Source organism: Telluria sp. ZB4P36, assembly GCF_059685865.1.
The window spans coordinates 1-17,197 of sequence record NZ_JCASIE010000015.1; the positions used below are offsets into that span (position 1 = coordinate 1).

Annotated in this window: 13 protein-coding genes; 7 read left to right on the forward strand and 6 right to left on the reverse strand. The window is 65.9% G+C overall.

The window, feature by feature from the left end; all coding sequences use genetic code 11:
* Positions 1-115 precede the first annotated feature (115 nt).
* Complete coding sequence (locus AC56LK_RS18205) at positions 116-664, reverse strand: pseudouridine synthase (RefSeq protein WP_497185896.1); 549 nt, start codon at positions 662-664, stop codon at positions 116-118.
* Between the two features lie 180 nt (positions 665-844).
* Here AC56LK_RS18205 and icd point away from each other — a divergent pair, with 180 nt between their 5' ends.
* Both icd and AC56LK_RS18215 read left to right on the forward strand, forming a co-directional pair.
* Complete coding sequence (gene icd, locus AC56LK_RS18210; protein WP_497185897.1) at positions 845-2,098, forward strand: NADP-dependent isocitrate dehydrogenase; 1,254 nt, start codon at positions 845-847, stop codon at positions 2,096-2,098.
* A 28-nt stretch (positions 2,099-2,126) separates the two neighbouring features.
* Positions 2,127-2,420 carry a hypothetical protein gene (locus AC56LK_RS18215; RefSeq protein ID WP_497185898.1) on the forward strand — a complete coding sequence of 98 codons (294 nt, stop codon included), beginning with the start codon at positions 2,127-2,129 and terminating at the stop codon, positions 2,418-2,420.
* A gap of 61 nt (positions 2,421-2,481) precedes the next feature.
* Here AC56LK_RS18215 and cspE read toward each other — a convergent pair whose 3' ends face one another.
* Complete coding sequence (gene cspE / locus AC56LK_RS18220; RefSeq protein WP_020653506.1) at positions 2,482-2,685, reverse strand: transcription antiterminator/RNA stability regulator CspE; 204 nt, start codon at positions 2,683-2,685, stop codon at positions 2,482-2,484.
* A 318-nt stretch (positions 2,686-3,003) separates the two neighbouring features.
* Between cspE and clpS the strand changes: the two genes are divergently transcribed.
* From clpS to AC56LK_RS18240, 4 genes are all read left to right on the forward strand, one after another.
* Positions 3,004-3,306, forward strand: a complete 303-nt coding sequence (clpS, locus tag AC56LK_RS18225; RefSeq protein WP_027864722.1) for an ATP-dependent Clp protease adapter ClpS — start codon at positions 3,004-3,006, stop codon at positions 3,304-3,306.
* On the forward strand, positions 3,303-5,603 hold the full coding sequence (clpA, locus tag AC56LK_RS18230) for an ATP-dependent Clp protease ATP-binding subunit ClpA (protein ID WP_497185899.1): 2,301 nt from the start codon (positions 3,303-3,305) through the stop codon (positions 5,601-5,603). Before clpS ends, clpA begins: the two co-directional genes overlap by 4 nt.
* Before the next feature lie 121 nt (positions 5,604-5,724).
* Positions 5,725-9,129 (forward strand): S41 family peptidase, encoded by a 3,405-nt coding sequence (locus AC56LK_RS18235; protein ID WP_497185900.1) that lies wholly within the window; start codon positions 5,725-5,727, stop codon positions 9,127-9,129.
* 103 nt (positions 9,130-9,232) lie between these two features.
* Positions 9,233-10,792, forward strand: coding sequence for a methyl-accepting chemotaxis protein (locus AC56LK_RS18240; RefSeq protein ID WP_497185901.1), 1,560 nt, complete (start codon positions 9,233-9,235; stop codon positions 10,790-10,792).
* Here AC56LK_RS18240 and AC56LK_RS18245 read toward each other — a convergent pair.
* Complete coding sequence (locus tag AC56LK_RS18245; RefSeq protein WP_497185902.1) at positions 10,789-11,229, reverse strand: FKBP-type peptidyl-prolyl cis-trans isomerase; 441 nt, start codon at positions 11,227-11,229, stop codon at positions 10,789-10,791. The genes AC56LK_RS18240 and AC56LK_RS18245 overlap by 4 nt on opposite strands.
* Before the next feature lie 135 nt (positions 11,230-11,364).
* Between AC56LK_RS18245 and AC56LK_RS18250 the strand changes: the two genes are divergently transcribed.
* A complete protein-coding gene (locus AC56LK_RS18250; protein ID WP_497185903.1) occupies positions 11,365-12,672 on the forward strand; it encodes a family 1 glycosylhydrolase in 1,308 nt (435 codons plus the stop codon).
* Between the two features lie 90 nt (positions 12,673-12,762).
* Here AC56LK_RS18250 and AC56LK_RS18255 read toward each other — a convergent pair whose 3' ends face one another.
* The 3 genes from AC56LK_RS18255 to prpR all read right to left on the reverse strand — a co-directional run bounded on the left by AC56LK_RS18255 (position 12,763) and on the right by prpR (position 17,075).
* The gene (locus AC56LK_RS18255) at positions 12,763-13,935 is read right to left on the reverse strand and encodes a trans-sulfuration enzyme family protein (protein ID WP_497185904.1); all 1,173 of its coding nucleotides are present in this window, start codon (positions 13,933-13,935) and stop codon (positions 12,763-12,765) included.
* Positions 13,932-15,323: a pyridoxal-phosphate dependent enzyme gene (locus tag AC56LK_RS18260; RefSeq protein ID WP_497185905.1), complete on the reverse strand. Its 1,392-nt coding sequence runs from the start codon at positions 15,321-15,323 to the stop codon at positions 13,932-13,934. Before AC56LK_RS18260 ends, AC56LK_RS18255 begins: the two co-directional genes overlap by 4 nt.
* A gap of 159 nt (positions 15,324-15,482) precedes the next feature.
* Positions 15,483-17,075 carry a propionate catabolism operon regulatory protein PrpR gene (gene prpR / locus AC56LK_RS18265; protein ID WP_497185906.1) on the reverse strand — a complete coding sequence of 531 codons (1,593 nt, stop codon included), beginning with the start codon at positions 17,073-17,075 and terminating at the stop codon, positions 15,483-15,485.
* Between the last annotated feature and the right edge of the window lie 122 nt (positions 17,076-17,197).

Here is a 17,197-nt window from a genome sequence, read left to right on the forward strand (position 1 = left end):
CGCCTCGGCATGCCTCGCCTCACTTAACCTCAACTACTCGAACCGCCCGGTGCGGACCCGCATGCCGGGTGGTGTGGGAGGGGACCGGCCAGACAACTGGCCGCCCCTATCCCGATTAGGTGTACCGGACTTCGGTGAACTCCCCCGGCATCAGCGGATGCGTCGCCAGCGAGAACGGCCCGATACCGCTGCGCACCAGCCTCAGGGTCGGCAGGCCCACCGCCGCCGTCATCCTGCGCACCTGCCGGTTCTTGCCTTCCTCCAGCGTGATCGCGATCCAGCTGGTCGGCTTGTCCTGGCGCGCACGGATCGGCGGGTTGCGCGGCCACAGCCACTCCGGCTCGGCGATGCGCACCGCCTTGCAGGGCCTGGTCACGAAGTCGCCCAGGTCGAGCGGCGCCTGCAGCCGGGCCAGTGCGGCGGCATCGGCCACGCCATCCACCTGCACCAGGTAGGTCTTGGCTTCCTTGTGGTCCGGGTGCGCGATCTTGTGCTGCAGCTTGCCGTCGTCGGTCAGCAGCATCAGGCCTTCGCTGTCGGCATCCAGCCGCCCCGCGGGGTAGATATTGGGGATGTCCAGGTAGTCGGCCAGGGTCTCGCGGCCGTCCTGTCCAGAGAACTGGCACAGGACCTGGAAGGGTTTATTGAAGAGGATCAGAGGCATGAAAGGCGAATGGAGTCATAAAAGGCGTTGCGTAGCGCCTCGGAAAATACTGGTGCATAATGCAAGATGCCAGGAAAGGGTCTTATACAAGACTTGCAGCCGTATTCCACATTGTAGATGAAATGCAGGCCAGGCCGGCGCCGCGACATGGCCTGCCACGCGACCACATGGGAGAGCACGATGTACCAACATATCAAGGTCCCGGCCGACGGCCAGAAAATCACCGTCAACGCCGACTTTTCGCTGAATGTGCCGGACAATCCGGTCATTCCGTACATCGAGGGTGACGGCACCGGCGTCGACATCACCCCCGTCATGCTCAAGGTCGTCGATGCGGCCGTGGCCAAGGCCTATGGCGGCAGCCGCAAGATCAGCTGGATGGAAATCTATGCCGGCGAAAAATCGACCAATGTCTACGGCCCCGACGTGTGGCTGCCGTCGGAAACCCTGGACGTGGTGAAGGACTACGTGGTCTCGATCAAGGGCCCGCTCACGACCCCGGTCGGCGGCGGCATCCGCTCGCTCAACGTCGCGCTGCGCCAGGAACTCGACCTCTACGTCTGCCTGCGTCCGGTGCGCTACTTCGCCGGCGTGCCTTCGCCGCTGAAGCAGCCGGAAAAGACCGACATGGTGATCTTCCGCGAGAACTCGGAAGACATCTATGCCGGCATCGAATGGGCCGAAGGTTCGGAGGGCGTCAAGAAAGTCATCAAGTTCCTGACCGAAGAGATGGGCGTCAAGAAGATCCGCTTCCCGGAGAGTTCGGGCTTGGGGCTAAAGCCGGTCTCGCGCGAAGGTACCGAGCGCCTGGTGCGCAAGGCGATCCAGTACGCGGTCGACAACGACAAGCCCTCGGTGACCCTGGTCCACAAGGGCAACATCATGAAGTACACCGAAGGCGGCTTCCGCGACTGGGGCTATGCGCTGGCCCGGAAGGAGTTCGGCGCCGAACTGATCGACGGCGGTCCATGGTGCAAGTTCAAGAACCCGAAGACCGGCCGCGAGATCACCATCAAGGATTCGATCGCCGACGCCTTCCTGCAGCAGATCCTGCTGCGCCCGGCCGAGTACAGCGTGATCGCCACCCTGAACCTGAACGGCGACTACATCTCCGACGCGCTGGCGGCCCAGGTCGGCGGCATCGGCATCGCCCCGGGCGCGAACATGTCGGACTCGGTGGCGATGTTCGAGGCCACCCACGGCACTGCGCCGAAGTATGCCGGCAAGGACTACGTGAACCCGGGTTCCCTCATCCTTTCGGCAGAGATGATGCTCCGCCATATGGGGTGGGTCGAAGCGGCCGATCTCATCATCAGTGCGATGGAACGCGCGATTACCTCGAAAAAAGTCACCTACGACTTCGCGCGCCTGATGGAAGGGGCGACCCAGGTGTCCTGTTCGGGCTTCGGCGAGGTGATGATCGAGCAGATGTAAGCCGGAGTGCTTTTTATCGGGGGCAGCAATGGCTTACCAGGCAGACTACGAGCGCATCGGCCGTTTCATCTACGGCTTCCACCGTATTGCCAATCCAAAAACGCTGCGCGGGCTGCACGCGTCGGGTCCGCTGCCGGCGGGGCTGGCCGAGCGCGGCGCCGTGCTGGCGCAGCGCTTCGATGCCGTGCTGGCCGACTGGCAGGACGATGCGCGGCTCGCGCGTGTTGATTCGGTCAGCGACGAGCGCATCGCCGCACTGTTGAAGGACACCAGCGACTTTGCGGCGGAACTGGCTTATGCTCGTACCGAAGGAGCAGGGTAGGGCGGATGGACGAAAAAAAACCCCGCTTGCGCGGGGTTCCTTGCTTCCGGGAGGGGAAAGATTACATGCCCTGGATATTGGAAGCTTGCTTGCCTTTCGGGCCTTGCGTGACTTCGAATTGGACTTTTTGACCTTCTTTGAGGGTCTTAAAACCGTTCATATTGATTGCGGAGAAGTGTGCGAACAGATCCTCGCCGCCGTCATCAGGAGTGATGAAGCCAAAGCCTTTGGAATCATTGAACCACTTAACAGTACCAGTTGCCATAAAAGAACTTTCAAATTTAACTAATCACACGAGCCATAAAAGCAAGAAGCTTCTTGCCCCCTCCTCAGCCTGCTCACTTCTTATCAACAAGTACATAAGTACGATGTCGATGAGTACATTGTTGGTGGAATAACCACGTAAGTCAAGCGCTTTTGAGCGGGTGTTGCCAAATATTCCACAGCAGAGCTAACGCGGCTCTTGATTTCGTCAATTGGATCGCCATCTGCGCATTCAACGGGAATCGCGTAACATGGAAGCACATGAAAACAAGCTGATGTTTACGCTTGGCACAGACTTTGAAAGCATTAGAATACGCCCATGGCTACGAAGCATGACACCGAACAGCTGCTGGAGCGGCAGACCGTAAAACCGCCACCCTTGTACCAGGTGGCGTTGCTGAACGACGACTACACGCCGATGGAATTCGTGGTTGCGATCATCCAGGAGTATTTCAACAAGGATCGCGAAACGGCGACCCAGATCATGCTTTCCGTGCATCGGCACGGCAAGGGCGTCTGTGGGGTGTTTTCCAAAGATATAGCGTGTACCAAAGTGGAGTTTGTCTTAACGCATGCGCGTAAGGCAGGGCACCCCCTGCAATGCGTGATGGAGGAAGTATGATTGCGCAGGAACTTGAAGTATCCCTACACATGGCCTTTGTCGAAGCCCGCCAGGCCCGCCACGAGTTCATTACCGTGGAACACCTGCTGCTGGCCCTGCTCGACAATCCATCAGCCGCCGAAGTCCTGCGTGCGTGCGCGGTCAATATCGAAGACCTGCGCAAGACCTTGACTAATTTTATCGGTGATAACACCCCGACCGTGCCCGGCACGGGCGAGGTCGACACCCAGCCGACGCTCGGTTTCCAACGCGTGATCCAGCGCGCCATCATGCACGTCCAGTCGGCCTCGAACGGCAAGAAGGAAGTCACCGGCGCCAATGTGCTGGTGGCGATCTTCGGCGAGAAGGATTCGCACGCCGTCTACTACCTGCACCAGCAGGGCGTGACCCGCCTCGACGTGGTCAATTTCATCTCGCACGGCGTGCGCAAGGACCAGCAGCTCGACACCAGCAAGGCGTCGGAAGGCGTGGAAGAAGCGCAGGTCGAAGGCCAGGCCAAGGAAAGCCCGCTCGACCAGTTCACCCAGAACCTGAACAAGTCGGCCGCCGACGGCAAGATCGATCCGCTGATCGGCCGCGAGGAAGAAGTCGACCGCGTGATCCAGATCCTGTGCCGCCGCCGCAAGAACAATCCGCTGCTGGTGGGCGAGGCCGGTGTCGGCAAGACCGCCATCGCGGAAGGCCTGGCATGGCGCATCGTCCAGGAAGACGTGCCGGAAATCCTGCAGAACGCCGTCGTGTTTTCGCTCGACATGGGCGCGCTGCTGGCCGGCACCAAGTACCGCGGCGACTTCGAGCAGCGCCTCAAGGCCGTGCTCAAGCAACTGAAGGACACCCCGAACGGCATCCTGTTCATCGACGAGATCCACACGATCATCGGCGCCGGTTCGGCTTCGGGCGGCACGCTCGACGCCTCGAACCTGCTGAAGCCGGCCCTGGCCAACGGCCAGCTCAAGTGCATCGGCGCGACCACGTTCACGGAATTCCGCGGCGTGTTCGAGAAGGACCACGCACTGAGCCGCCGCTTCCAGAAGGTCGACGTCAACGAACCGTCGGTCGAGCAGACCGTGGCGATCCTGCGCGGCCTGAAATCGCGCTTCGAAGAGCATCACGGCGTCAAGTATTCGGCTTCGGCGCTGTCGACCGCGGCCGAACTGGCGGCGCGCTTCATCAATGACCGTCATCTGCCCGACAAGGCCATCGACGTGATCGACGAGGCGGGCGCGGCACAGCGCATCCTGCCGAAGTCGAAGCAGAAGAAGACCATCGGCAAGACCGAGATCGAGGACATCATCTCGAAGATCGCGCGCATTCCACCGCAGACCGTCAACCAGGACGACCGCAGCAAGCTGCAGACCATCGACCGCGACCTGCGCAACGTGGTGTTCGGCCAGGATCCGGCAATCGAAGCCCTGTCGGCCGCCATCAAGATGGCGCGTGCCGGCCTCGGCAAGACCGACAAGCCGATCGGCTCCTTCCTGTTCTCGGGTCCGACCGGTGTCGGCAAGACCGAGGTCGCCAAGCAGCTGGCCTTCATCCTGGGCATCGAGCTGGTGCGCTTCGACATGTCGGAATACATGGAGCGCCACGCGGTGTCGCGCCTGATCGGTGCGCCGCCGGGCTACGTCGGCTTCGACCAGGGCGGCCTGCTGACCGAGGCCATCACCAAGAAGCCGCACGCGGTGCTGCTGCTGGACGAGATCGAGAAGGCCCATCCGGACATCTTCAACATCCTGCTGCAGGTGATGGACCACGGCACGCTGACCGACAACAACGGCCGCAAGGCGGACTTCCGCAACGTGATCATCATCATGACCACCAATGCGGGCGCCGAGAGCCTGACCAAGCGCTCGGTGGGCTTCGTGGATTCGAAGGCGGCGGGCGACGAGATGGCCGACATCAAGCGCATGTTCACGCCGGAGTTCCGCAACCGCCTGGACGCGATCATCAGCTTCCGCGCGCTGGACGAGGACATCATCCTGCGTGTCGTCGACAAGTTCCTGATGCAGCTGGAAGAGCAGCTGCACGAGAAGAAGGTGGAAGCGGTCTTCACCGACAAGCTGCGCAAGTTCCTCGGCAAGAAGGGCTTCGATCCGCTGATGGGCGCTCGACCGATGTCGCGCCTGATCCAGGACATGATTCGCAAGGCGCTGGCCGACGAGCTGCTGTTCGGCCGCCTGGTCAACGGCGGCCGCATCACGGTCGACCTGAACGAGAAGGACGACGTCGTGCTCGAGTTCCCGGAAGGGGACGCACTGCCGCCGCCGGCTCCGGCGGAGACGGTCGAGATCGAGTAATCGGTCGGATGCTCACGAGAACCGCGCTTCGGCGCGGTTTTTTTATACGTGTGCACATCGCGCGGCCTTAAGCGTGTGGCAAACTCTTCCACTTTAGTAACCCCTTTTGCCGCCTTCCCACATGACCGTGTCCCGCACCATCCTCGCCCTGTCGCTCGCCCTGATCGGCAGCCAGGCCGCCGCCGCAGATCCATATTTCCGTTTCCCCGCCATCCGCGGCGACAGCATCGTCTTCACCGCCGAAGGCGACCTGTGGCGCACCACGCTGGCCGGGGGCAAGGCCACCCGCCTGACCACCCACCCGGCTTCGGAAACCCAGGCGACGATCTCGCATGACGGCAATTACGTCGCCTTCGCGGCCTCGTATGAGGGCGCGCAGGAAGCCTATGTGATGCCGATCGAGGGCGGCCTGCCCAAGCGCATCACCTTTGAAAACGGCGGGGTCACCGTGCTGGGCTGGACGGCGCAGGGCGAAGTCCTGGTCAGTACCGAAAATTCGGTGGGGCCGTCGAAACACCGTATCGTCGCCGCCCTCGACCCAGTGAAGATGGCGCGCCGCGTGCTGCCGCTGGCCGATGCCAACGACGCCGTGCTGAGCGACGATGGCCGCAGCGTGTTCTTCACGCGCATGGGCTTGTCGATGACCAACGATAACGTCAAGGCCTACCGCGGCGGCGCCCATGCCCAGCTGTGGCGCTACGAACTGGGCGGCAATAGCGAGGCCGTGCGCCTGTTCAAGGACGACGACGCCAACAACCGCCGCGCCATGTGGTGGCAGGGCCGCATCTACTTCATCAGCGATTCCGGCGGCGCCGACAACCTCTGGTCCGCACTGCCGGACGGCAGCGACCGCAAGGTCCACACCCGGCACAAGGAATGGGACGTGCGCACCGCGTCGCTGGGCGACGGCCGCATCGCCTACCAGCTGGGCGCCGACCTGCGCGTGTTCGACATCGCCAGCGGCGCCGACACCCGGCTCGAGGCCAGCCTGGTCTCGGACTTCGACCAGCAGCGCACCCGCCGCGTGCGCTCGCCGCTCGACGCGCTGACCAGCATCGAAGTCGCCAACAAGGCCCAGCGCATCGTGTTGACCGCGCGCGGCAAGGTGACCATTGCCGGCACCGGCAGCTACCGCCGCGTCGAGATCGCCGTGCCGGAAGGCGCACGCGCCCGCAGCGCCGTATTCAGCCACGACGACAAGTGGGTCTACGCCTTCGTCGACACCAGCGGCGAGAACGAGATCTGGCGCTACGCCGCCGACGGCTCCGGCAAGGGAGAGCGCCTGACGGTCGACGGCGCCAGCCACCGCTCCGGCCTGTACCCGTCGCCGGACGGCAAGTGGCTGGCCCACACCGACAAGAAAGGCCGCACCTGGCTGCTCGACCTGCAGACGAAAACCAATGTCATCATCGACGATGCCAAGCAGGTCGGCGCCGAGCGCCCGGACCAGGTGGTGTGGTCGCCCGACAGCCGCAACCTGGCGTTGGTCCGCGTCGGCAGCAGCGAACAGCGCAACCAGATCGGCATGTATAACCTGGCCGGCAAGAGCATGGCCTTCGTCACCACCGACCGCTACACCGCCGACTCGCCGGTGTTCTCGCCGGACGGGAAGTGGCTGTACTTCCTGTCGTCGCGCCACTTCAATGTCGGCAATGCCGGCCCCTGGGGCGACCGCAACATGGGCCCGGTGTTCGACCGCCGCGTCGGCATCTATGCGCTGGCGCTGCAGCCGGGCGTACGTTTCCCGTTCAAGCCCGAGGACGAGCTGACCAAGCCGGAAGCGACGTCCCCGGAAGCGGCCGCGCGCACCGCCGTGACCACGCCCGGCAAGGACGAAGCCGACAAGACCGCCGCCGTGGCCGCCGCCGCAGCAGCAACCGCCGCCGCCAACGCCACCGATCCGAAGGCCAAGGCCGCGCCGACCCCGGCGATCGACTACGCCGGCCTGCGCGAGCGCCTGTACGAAGTGCCGGTCGCGCCGGGCAACTACCGCGCCCTGGCCGTCGACGACAAGCGCCTCTACGTCCTCGAGTCCGACAACGGCCGCAGCGGCGCACTCAAGACCCTCGAGATCTCGCGCAGCAGCCCGCCGCTGGAAACCTTCGTCGCCAACATCCGCGAGTTCGGCCTGAGCACCGACCGCAAGCACGTCTTCTACCGTACCTTCAATGCATCCGGCCCCGGCGAGATGCTGATCGTCGCCGCCGGTGCCAAGGCTCCGGCCGACGTCACCAAGGCCAAGGTCAAGATCGACGACTGGGCGGTCAGCACCAACCCGCGCCTGGAATGGAAGCAGATGTTCAACGACGCCTGGCGCATGCACCGCGACTTCCTGTACGACGCCAGCATGCGTGGGGTCGACTGGAACGCCGTGCGCACCCGCTACGCGCCGCTGGTCGAGCGCGTGACCGACCGCGCCGAACTGGACGACGTGCTGGGCATGATGGTGGGCGAAGTCGGCGCGCTGCACTCGCAGATCCGTCCGGGCGACGTGCGCCGCGCGCAAGGCGAAGGCGTGCCCTCGAGCCTGGGCGCGGTGCTGACGCGGGTCGACGACGGCTTCCGCGTCGACCGCGTCTACCGCAGCGAACCGGAACTGCCGTCCGAGCGTGGACCGCTGGCGGCGCCCGACGTGGGCGTGAAGGAAGGCGACATCATCACCGCCGTCAACGGCAAGTCGCTGGTGGAAGCGCGCGACATCGCCGACCTGCTGCTCGACCAGGCCGACAAGCAGGTGCTGCTGCACGTGAAGAGCGCGGGGGGCAAGGCGCGCCCGGTCATCGTGACGCCGGTGACGATGACGCGCCACGCGGCCCTGCGCTATGCCGACTGGGAGCAGGGCAGGGCCCAGCAGGCCGACAAGGCATCGAACGGCAAGATCGGCTACCTGCACCTGCGCGCGATGGTGGCGCGCGACATCAACGCCTTCGCGCGCGACTTCTACGCCAACATCAACAAGGAAGGCCTGATCATCGACGTGCGCCGCAATAACGGCGGCAACATCGACAGCTGGATCATCGAGAAGCTGCTGCGCCGTTCCTGGGCCTTCTGGAGCGCGAACGGCAACCTGCCGCAGTCGAACATGCAGAACACCTTCCGCGGCCACCTGGTGGTGCTGATGGACGAGCTGACCTACTCGGACGGCGAGACCTTCGCCGCCGGCGTCAAGTCGCTCAAGCTCGGCCCGCTGGTCGGCAAGCGCACCGCCGGCGCCGGGGTCTGGCTCAGCGACGGCAACGGCCTGTCCGACAACGGCATGGCGCGGGTGGCGGAATTCGGCCAGTTCGCGGCGGACGGCGAATGGCTGATCGAAGGCGTGGGCGTAGCTCCGGACGTCGAGGTCGACAACCTGCCGCACGAGACCTTCGCGGGCCGCGACCGCCAGCTGGAAGTGGCGATCGAGCTGCTCGAGAAGAAGATGAAGGAACAGCCGGTCAGGCCCTGGAAGCCGGCCGCGATCCCGGCGCTGAAACGCCAGTGGGAGGCCGGCGAGGCGGCCAGCAAGGCGCCGGCGCTGAACAAGTAAGCGACACTCCCGTGACATTCGCAGAAGCGGATGTCACGGAAATTCATCACGCTGTCACATACTATTTCTAGACTGCAAGTATCTCACCAGCCCGGTACTTGCCATGCCACTCGCAAAGCTCCAGACCGGCACCAGGATCCTTGGCTCCTTCGGTGTCGTCGCCTTCCTGATCCTCCTCCTGTCGGCCGTGGCCCTGTGGCGCATGCAGTCGAACGACGCGCTGACCACCGACCTGGTCTACGACAAGCTGGCCAAGCAGCAGATCACCTCGGACCTGCTCGGCGTCGAGCGCCTGAACGGTTCGCGCCTGGTTGCCATCGCGCGCAGCGACAGCCTCGAACTGGCGGACTACTTCGGCGCCCAGCTCGCGAGTGGCAAGCAGAGCGCCGCGCAGCTCGAAGCGAAGCTGGCCAGGCTGCCGCGCAACGGACGCGAAACGGCGCTGATCGCGGAAGCCAGCAAGCACAAGGCGGCGCTGGCAAAGGTCCAGGCCGCGCTGCTCCAGGCCAAGGAGTTCGGCCAGACCCAGGTGGTCGAAGGCCTCGTCGGCGGCGACTGGGAGAAGCGCTACAAGGCGCACACCGGCGCGCTGGAAGCCCTGCTGGCCCACCAGACGGCGGAAGCCCACCGCCTGGCCGAAGAATCGGCCAGCGCCTCGGTCTTCGGCAAGGCGCTGGTGCTGGCGCTGGGACTCGGCGCACTCGGCATCGGTGCGGCGCTGGCCTGGATGCTGACCCGGACCATCGTCGGCCCGCTGCAGCAGGCCGTCCTGCTCGCCGAGCAGGTGGCGCATGGCGACCTGCGCCCCGTCATCCGCCACGGACGCAGCGACGAGATCGGCCGCCTGTTCGACGCCCTCAACGGCATGACCGGCGGCGTGTCCGCCACCGTGTCCCAGGTGCTGCAGGGGGCGCAGGCGATCGACGCGGCATCGAGCGAGATCGCGGACGGCAACCAGGACCTGTCGCGCCGCACCGAGCGCCAGGCCTCGAGCCTGCGCCAGACCGTCGGCGCGATGGAAGAACTGGCGCAAGCCATCGCCCGCAACAGCGCCAGCGCCCGCTCCGCGAACGCCCTGGCCCAGTCGGCATCGAAGGTGGCCACCCGCAGCGCGCAGGCGGTCGAGGAAGTCGTGGCGCGCATGGGGGCGATCAAGGCCTCCGCCGACAGGATCGTGGACATCACGGGCATGATCGACAGCATCGCCTTCCAGACCAATATCCTGGCGCTGAACGCGGCGGTGGAAGCGGCGCGCGCCGGCGCCGAAGGGCGCGGTTTCGCGGTGGTGGCGGCCGAGGTGCGCAGCCTGGCCCAGCATTCGGCCACGGCCGCGAAGGAGATCAAGCAGCTCATCAATGTGTCGACCGGCGAAATCGCCGCCGGCACCGACATCGCCGGCACCGCGGGCGAAACCATGCGCGCGGTCCTCGCGCACGTGCACGACGTGGCCGGCCTGCTCGACACCATTTCCACGGCGAGCGGCGAACAGGCCGGCGGCGTGGCCCAGGTCAGCCAGGCGATCGCCGAGATGGACGAGTCGACCCAGCAGAATGCCGCGATGGTCGAGCAGGCCGCGGCTGCGGCCGAATCGATGCGCCAGCAGGCGGCCGAGCTGTCGGCGCTGGTGGGCACCTTCAAGCTGCGCGCGCTGGCCCTGGCTTAGCGGACTTCGAGCAGTTCGATGTCGAAGATCAGGTTGGCGTTCGGCGGAATCGGACCGGCGCCCGAGCTGCCGTAGCCGAGGGAGGAGGGGATGATCAGGGTGCGCTTGCCGCCCACTTTCATGCCCTGCACGCCCGCATCCCAGCCGGGAATGACCTGGCCGCCGCCGAGCTGGAAGCTGAACGGCTCACGTCCGCTCGATGAGTCGAACTGGGCGCCGTGCTTCGAGTCGGCCTTCGGCTCGTACAGCCAGCCGGTGTAGTGGACCACGACGGTCGTGCCCTCGACCGCTTCCTTGCCGGTGCCGGCCACGGTATCGATCTTCTGCAGCGCCACCGAGTCGGCTTGGGTGGATGGTGGCGTTTCGGCGCGCTTGCAGCCGGTGGCGGCCAGGGCAATGGTCAAACCGAGGAGGCAGTGGGAGATCAGCTGTTTCAAGGTGGTCTTTCGTCGTGTGTTGAAGGGGTGATGCCAGTATACATTGCTGCTACGCCATGATTCGCATATCTCGTTGACACGCAGAGGCAATCGTGTCGACAATGGCCTGGCACCGTGGCCCTTGCGAGACAGCACATGGTATCGAATCCACCCGGATTTCTCTTTGCGACCGGCATTGAGAACAGCATCCCGACCATCGCTGCCGGCCGGGTCCGCATGGACGAGATGGACAAGTGCGGCCATTACCGCCATTGGCGGCGCGACTTCGATCTGGTGCAGGAGATCGGCATCCGCTTCCTGCGTTATGGCCCGCCGCTGCACACGACGCTGCTGGGCGCGGGGCGCTACGACTGGTCGTTCGCGGACGAGGTCTTTCCCGACTTGCGGCGCCGCGGCCTGGTGGCGATCGTCGACCTCTGCCATTTCGGCTTGCCCGATTTCCTCGGCAACTTCCAGAATCCGGATTTCCCCGCCATCTTCGCCGCCTATGCCCGCGCGTTTGCGCTGCGCTACCCCTGGATCCAGCTGTACACGCCGGTGAACGAGATGTCGATCAGCGCGCTGTTCTCCGCGCTGTACGGCTGGTGGAACGAAGAGATGCGCAGCGACCGGGCCTTCGTGACCGCCCTCAAGCACCTGGTGAAGGCCAACCTGCTGGCCATGCGCGCCATCCTGGAAGTGCGTCCGGATGCGCTGTTCGTCCAGAGCGAATCCACCGAATATTTTCACGCCACGTCGCCGGCCGCGATCGGCGCGGCGGAGACCATGAACGCGCGCCGTTTCCTGTCGCTCGACCTGAACTACGGCCGCCGCGTGGACTCGACCATGTACGAGTACCTGCTCGACAACGGCATGCGCCGCGACGAGTACCACTTCTTCCTGAATAACAACCTGAAGCACCACTGCATCATGGGGAACGATTATTACCAGACCAACGAGCACCACGTGGCGGCCGACGGTGCCACGACCTCGTCCGGGGAGATCTTCGGCTATGCCGTGATCACGCACCAGTACTACAACCGTTACCGCCTGCCCGTGATGCATACCGAGACCAATCTGTGCCAGGGACCGGGCGGCAACGAGGCGGTCACCTGGCTGCGCAAGGAGTGGGCGAACGTGCTCCGGGTCCGCAACAACGGCGTGCCCCTGGTCGGCTTCACCTGGTATTCACTGACCGACCAGGTGGACTGGGACAGCAGCCTGCGCGAGAACAATGGCCACGTCAATGCGCTGGGCCTGGCCGACCTCGACCGCCACCTGCGTCCGGTCGGGCTGGCATACCGCGACCTGATCCGCGACTGGACCGAAGTCTTGCCGACACAAAGCGTCTGCCTGCAGGTGCCGCTGAAACTCGACGAGGATTATCCCGAGCGTGGCGGGTCGCATCCGCACCCGCGGCCGGACCCGGCGACGGCCACGGGCGCCCCGCGCAACGCGGAGTAGGCGCCGGATACCTCCGCGACGGCGAGTTTCGGGATCGCCTCGGTGCCGGCCGGGCCCGAACGGGCGCCTCGCCGCCGCCGGTTTGAACGATCAGATCGCGGCCAGCGCCCGGCGCAGGTCCTCGCGCTGGTCGTCCAGGTGCTCGATGCCGACCGACAGGCGGATCAGGCCGTCGCCGATACCCAGCTGGGCGCGCTGCTCGGCCGGAATGCTGGCGTGGGTCATCAGGGCAGGGTGCTCGATCAGGCTCTCCACGCCGCCCAGGCTTTCGGCCAGCGTGAACACCTCGCAGGCTTCCAGGAAGCGCCGCGCTCCGGCCAGGTCGGCGGCCAGGTCGATCGACACGATGCCGCCGAAGCCGTTCATCTGGCGCCGCGCCAGCGCGTGCTGCGGGTGCGATTCCAGGCCCGGATAGAACACCTTGCGGACCTTCGGCTCGCGCTCCAGCCACTGGGCCAGCGCCAGCGCGTTGGCGCTGCTGCGCTCGACCCGCAGGGCCAGGGTCTTGATCCCGCGCAGCACCAGGAAGCTGTCGAAGGGCCCCTGGATCGCGCCGACGGCGTTCTGGATGAAGCCGAGCTGCTCGGCCAGGGCCGCGTGCTGCGCTTCCTTGCCGACCACCGCCACGCCGCCGATCACGTCGGAATGGCCGTTCATGTACTTGGTGGTCGAGTGCACCACGATGTCGAAGCCGAGTTCCAGCGGGCGCTGGACGATCGGGCTGGCGAAGGTGTTGTCGCACACCGTGATGATGCCGCGCGCGCGGCATAGCTGCGCAATCGCGGCCAGGTCGGCCAGCTTGAGCATCGGGTTGGTCGGGGTCTCGACCCAGACCAGCCTGGTCTCGGGCGTGATGGTCCGGGCCAGGGCGTCGGGGTCGGTCAGGTCGGCATAGGCGAAGCTGTGGCCGGCGCTCTTGCGGCGCACGCGCTCGAACAGGCGGAAGGTGCCGCCGTACATGTCGTCACCCGCCACGATCTGCGAGTTCGCCGGCAGCAGTTCCAGCACCGCCGCGATCGCGGCCAGGCCGGAGGCGAAGGCGAAGGCGGCGCTGCCGCTCTCGATGTCGGCCACGCAGCGCTCCAGCGCCCAGCGGGTCGGGTTGTGCGAGCGGCCGTAGTCCAGGCCCTTGTGCACGCCCGGGCTCTCCTGGCGGAAGGTCGAGGTGGCGAAGATCGGCGGCATGACGGCGCCGGTGCTCGGCTCCGGCGCCTGGCCGCCGTGGATCACGCGGGTGGCAAGGTGTTTTTTGGTCTCTGTCATGAGAGGGTCCTACGAAGGTGGTTGAGCAGGTCGAAGCGGGTGATCAGGCCGTAGAAGCGCTCGCCGTCGGCGATCACGGCGGTCAGTCCGCGGTCGAGGATCTCGCGCAGATGGCCCATGCTGCCGGTCGGCAGCAGGGTCTGGAGCGAAGACGTCATGGTACTGGAGACCGGCGCGCTGAAGTGGTTCGCGCTGTTGCCCGATTCTGCCGTCACGTGCAGCAGCAGGTCTGATTCGTCGATCAGGCCGACCAGGCGGCCTTCCTTGTCGATTACCGGCATCTGCTGCAGGTCGGCGCTGCGCATGCGGTTGAAGGCGGTGAGCAGGGTGTCGGTGGGCAGCAGGCTGACCACTTCCCCCTCGTCGTAGCGGCGCCCGATCAGGTCGCGCAGGTCGCCGGTCTTGGGGCGGGTGATCAAGCCCTGGTCGACCATCCAGCCGTCGCTGTACACCTTGGTGAGATAGCGGGTGCCGGTGTCGCACACGAAGGTGACCACCCGTTTCGGGCGGGTCTGCTCGCGGCAGTAGCGCAGCGCCGCGGCCAGCAGGGTGCCGGTGGACGACCCGCCCAGGATGCCTTCGCGCTGCAGCAGCAGGCGCGCGGTGCCGAAGCTTTCTTCGTCCGGAATGGTGTAGGCCTTCTTCACGCGCGACAGGTCGGCGATGCCGGGGATGAAGTCCTCGCCGATGCCTTCCACCGCCCACGAACCGGCGTCGGTGCGCAGCACGCCGGTGTTCACGTAGTCGGCCAGGATCGAGCCCTGCGGGTCGGCCAGGATGAACTCGAGGTTGGGCTGGGTCTTCTTGAAGTAGCGCGACAGGCCGGTGAGGGTGCCGGAGGAGCCGACGCCGACCACGATCGCGTCCAGCCGGTGGTTGACCTGGTCCCAGATCTCGGGGCCGGTGGTGGTTTCGTGGGCGCGCGGGTTGGCCGGGTTGTTGAACTGGTCGGCGAACCAGGCGCCGGGGATCTCCTTCGCCAGGCGCGCCGCATAGTCCTGGTAGTACTCGGGGTGGCCCTTGCCGACGTCGGAGCGCGTCAGGTGGATCTCGGCGCCGAGCGCCTTCAGGTGCAGGATCTTCTCGGCCGCCATCTTGTCGGGCACCACCAGCACCACCCGGTAGCCCTTGATGCGGGCCACCAGGGCCAGGCCCAGGCCGGTGTTGCCGGCGGTGGCTTCGACCACGGTGCCGCCGGGCTGCAGGTGGCCGTCGTGCTCGGCCTGCTCGATCATGGCGCGGCCGATGCGGTCCTTGATGGAGCCGCCGGGATTCTGGGATTCGAGTTTCAGGAACAGCTGGCAGGGACCGGTGTCGATCCGTGTCACTTCAATCAGGGGGGTATCACCGATCAGGGAAAACAGTGCAGCTTGCGACGCATGTTGCATAGTGCCTCCGAAAGGCCGGGCCGGGCCCGGGCGGTGCGCCGCTGGGCGGACGCTAGTCGAGGATCTGGCATTCAATGGGTGCCAGGCCATGTAAAAAAGTCATGATACGGCGAATATGACAGCTGGTGTTGATCTTGTAGGGTGGGTCTCCCGCCCACGCTACGGATTCTTCAGGCGCCGCCACAGGGTCGTGCGGCTGATCCCCAGGTGTTTTGCCGCCGCATCGCGCTGGCCGCCGAAGCGCGCCAGCACCTCCGCGATATTTTCCGCCGTTGCCGCCGGGGCCGGAAATGCCGTTCCCTGGCCTAGCTCAGGGGCAATCGACACCAGGAAACTCGGGCTCAGGGCCTGCAGCGGTTCGGCCGCCAGGAACAGCGCCAGCCGCTCCATCAGGTTGCGCAGCTCGCGCACGTTGCCCGGCCAGCCATAGGCTTCGAGCAGCGGGGCGCAGGCGCGGATCTCGGCATGCAGGTTCGGATGCGGTTTGGCCCCGAGCGCCGCCAGCGCGTTCTTGAGCGACCATTCGCTCAGGGGCGCGATGTCGGCGACGCGTGCGCGCAGCGGCGGCAGGTCCAGGCGCAGCACCGCCAGCCGGTAGAACAGGTCGGCGCGGAAGCGTCCCTCGCGCACGCGCGCAGCCAGGTCGCAGTGGGTCGCGCTGATCACGCGCACCTCGATCGGCACCGGCCGGGTGCCGCCCACGCGCATCACTTCGCGCTCTTCCAGCACGCGCAGCAAACGCGTCTGCAGCGCCAGCGGCATTTCGCCGATCTCGTCGAGGAACAGGGTGCCGCCGTTGGCCGCCTCGAACAGGCCGGCATGGCCGCCGCGGCGGGCCCCCGTGAACGCCCCTTCCTCGTGGCCGAACAGTTCCGATTCCAGCAGCGATTCCGCGATCGCGCCGCAGTTCACCGCCACGAAAGGCCGGTTGGCGGCACGGTGCGGTCCTTCGCGGTGGATGGCCTGCGCCACCAGTTCCTTGCCGCTGCCGGTCTCGCCCTGGATCAGCACCGTGGCCGGCGAACGGGCATACAGCACCACGGTCTGGCGCAGGCGCTCCATCGCGGCCGACTCCCCGCGCAGGTCATGCAGGCCGCGCCGCGCGCGGCGGCTGTCCGCCGCGGCGCCGCGCCGTCCGCGTCCCGCTTCCAGGCGGGTGAGGCGGGCCGTCTCGAGCGCATCGTCGAAGGCCTGGCGGATCGACGCGGCCGAATACAGGAACACGCCGGTCAGGCCGGCTTCCTCGGCCAGGTCGGTGATCAAGCCCGCGCCGACGATCACCTCGATGCCGGACGCTTTCAGCTCATTGATGCCGGCGCGTGCGTCTTCCTCGGTCACGTAGGTGCGCTGGGCGATGGCGATGCCGAAGGTGTCCGCGAATTCGGCCAGCTCGCGCAGCGGCTCCTGGTAGGTGATGACGCCGATGCGGCTCGAGACGCGGCGCGCGCGCGCCAGCGCCTGCATGACGTCGAAGCCGCTGGCCTTGGCCACCACCACCGGCACCGGGATGCGGCCCTTCAGGTAGGCGGCGTTGGAACCGGCGGCGATCACCACGTCGCAGTGCTCGGTGGCGAGGCGCTCGCGCAGCGTGCGCGCGGCCTCGTCGAAACCGAGGTGCAGCGGTTCGATCGTCGCCAGGTGGTCGTACTCGAGGGTGATGTCGCGGAACAGGTCGGACAGGCGCGATACGGACACGGTCCAGATGACCGGCTTGTCGGCGCCGTCCATGGGGCTGCGTGTGGATGGACTCATGTATCAAGTGTAGCAGGGTCGGCCGCTGTCAGTTAGGCGTAAGCCAGCGTAAGACTGAGGTAAGGGCGCGCCCTTAGCATTGACACCAGCCCTGAATACCAGGCATCACCAGAATAGATAAC

Bases quoted from the DNA above. Each gene is read 5' to 3' on its own strand.
- AC56LK_RS18205 (WP_497185896.1), bottom strand. From the start codon at position 664: ATGCCTCTGATCCTCTTCAATAAACCCTTCCAGGTCCTGTGCCAGTTC.
- icd (WP_497185897.1), top strand. From the start codon at position 845: ATGTACCAACATATCAAGGTCCCGGCCGACGGCCAGAAAATCACCGTC.
- AC56LK_RS18215 (WP_497185898.1), top strand. From the start codon at position 2,127: ATGGCTTACCAGGCAGACTACGAGCGCATCGGCCGTTTCATCTACGGC.
- cspE (WP_020653506.1), bottom strand. From the start codon at position 2,685: ATGGCAACTGGTACTGTTAAGTGGTTCAATGATTCCAAAGGCTTTGGC.
- clpS (WP_027864722.1), top strand. From the start codon at position 3,004: ATGGCTACGAAGCATGACACCGAACAGCTGCTGGAGCGGCAGACCGTA.
- clpA (WP_497185899.1), top strand. From the start codon at position 3,303: ATGATTGCGCAGGAACTTGAAGTATCCCTACACATGGCCTTTGTCGAA.
- AC56LK_RS18235 (WP_497185900.1), top strand. From the start codon at position 5,725: ATGACCGTGTCCCGCACCATCCTCGCCCTGTCGCTCGCCCTGATCGGC.
- AC56LK_RS18240 (WP_497185901.1), top strand. From the start codon at position 9,233: ATGCCACTCGCAAAGCTCCAGACCGGCACCAGGATCCTTGGCTCCTTC.
- AC56LK_RS18250 (WP_497185903.1), top strand. From the start codon at position 11,365: ATGGTATCGAATCCACCCGGATTTCTCTTTGCGACCGGCATTGAGAAC.
- AC56LK_RS18255 (WP_497185904.1), bottom strand. From the start codon at position 13,935: ATGACAGAGACCAAAAAACACCTTGCCACCCGCGTGATCCACGGCGGC.
- AC56LK_RS18260 (WP_497185905.1), bottom strand. From the start codon at position 15,323: ATGCAACATGCGTCGCAAGCTGCACTGTTTTCCCTGATCGGTGATACC.
- prpR (WP_497185906.1), bottom strand. From the start codon at position 17,075: ATGAGTCCATCCACACGCAGCCCCATGGACGGCGCCGACAAGCCGGTC.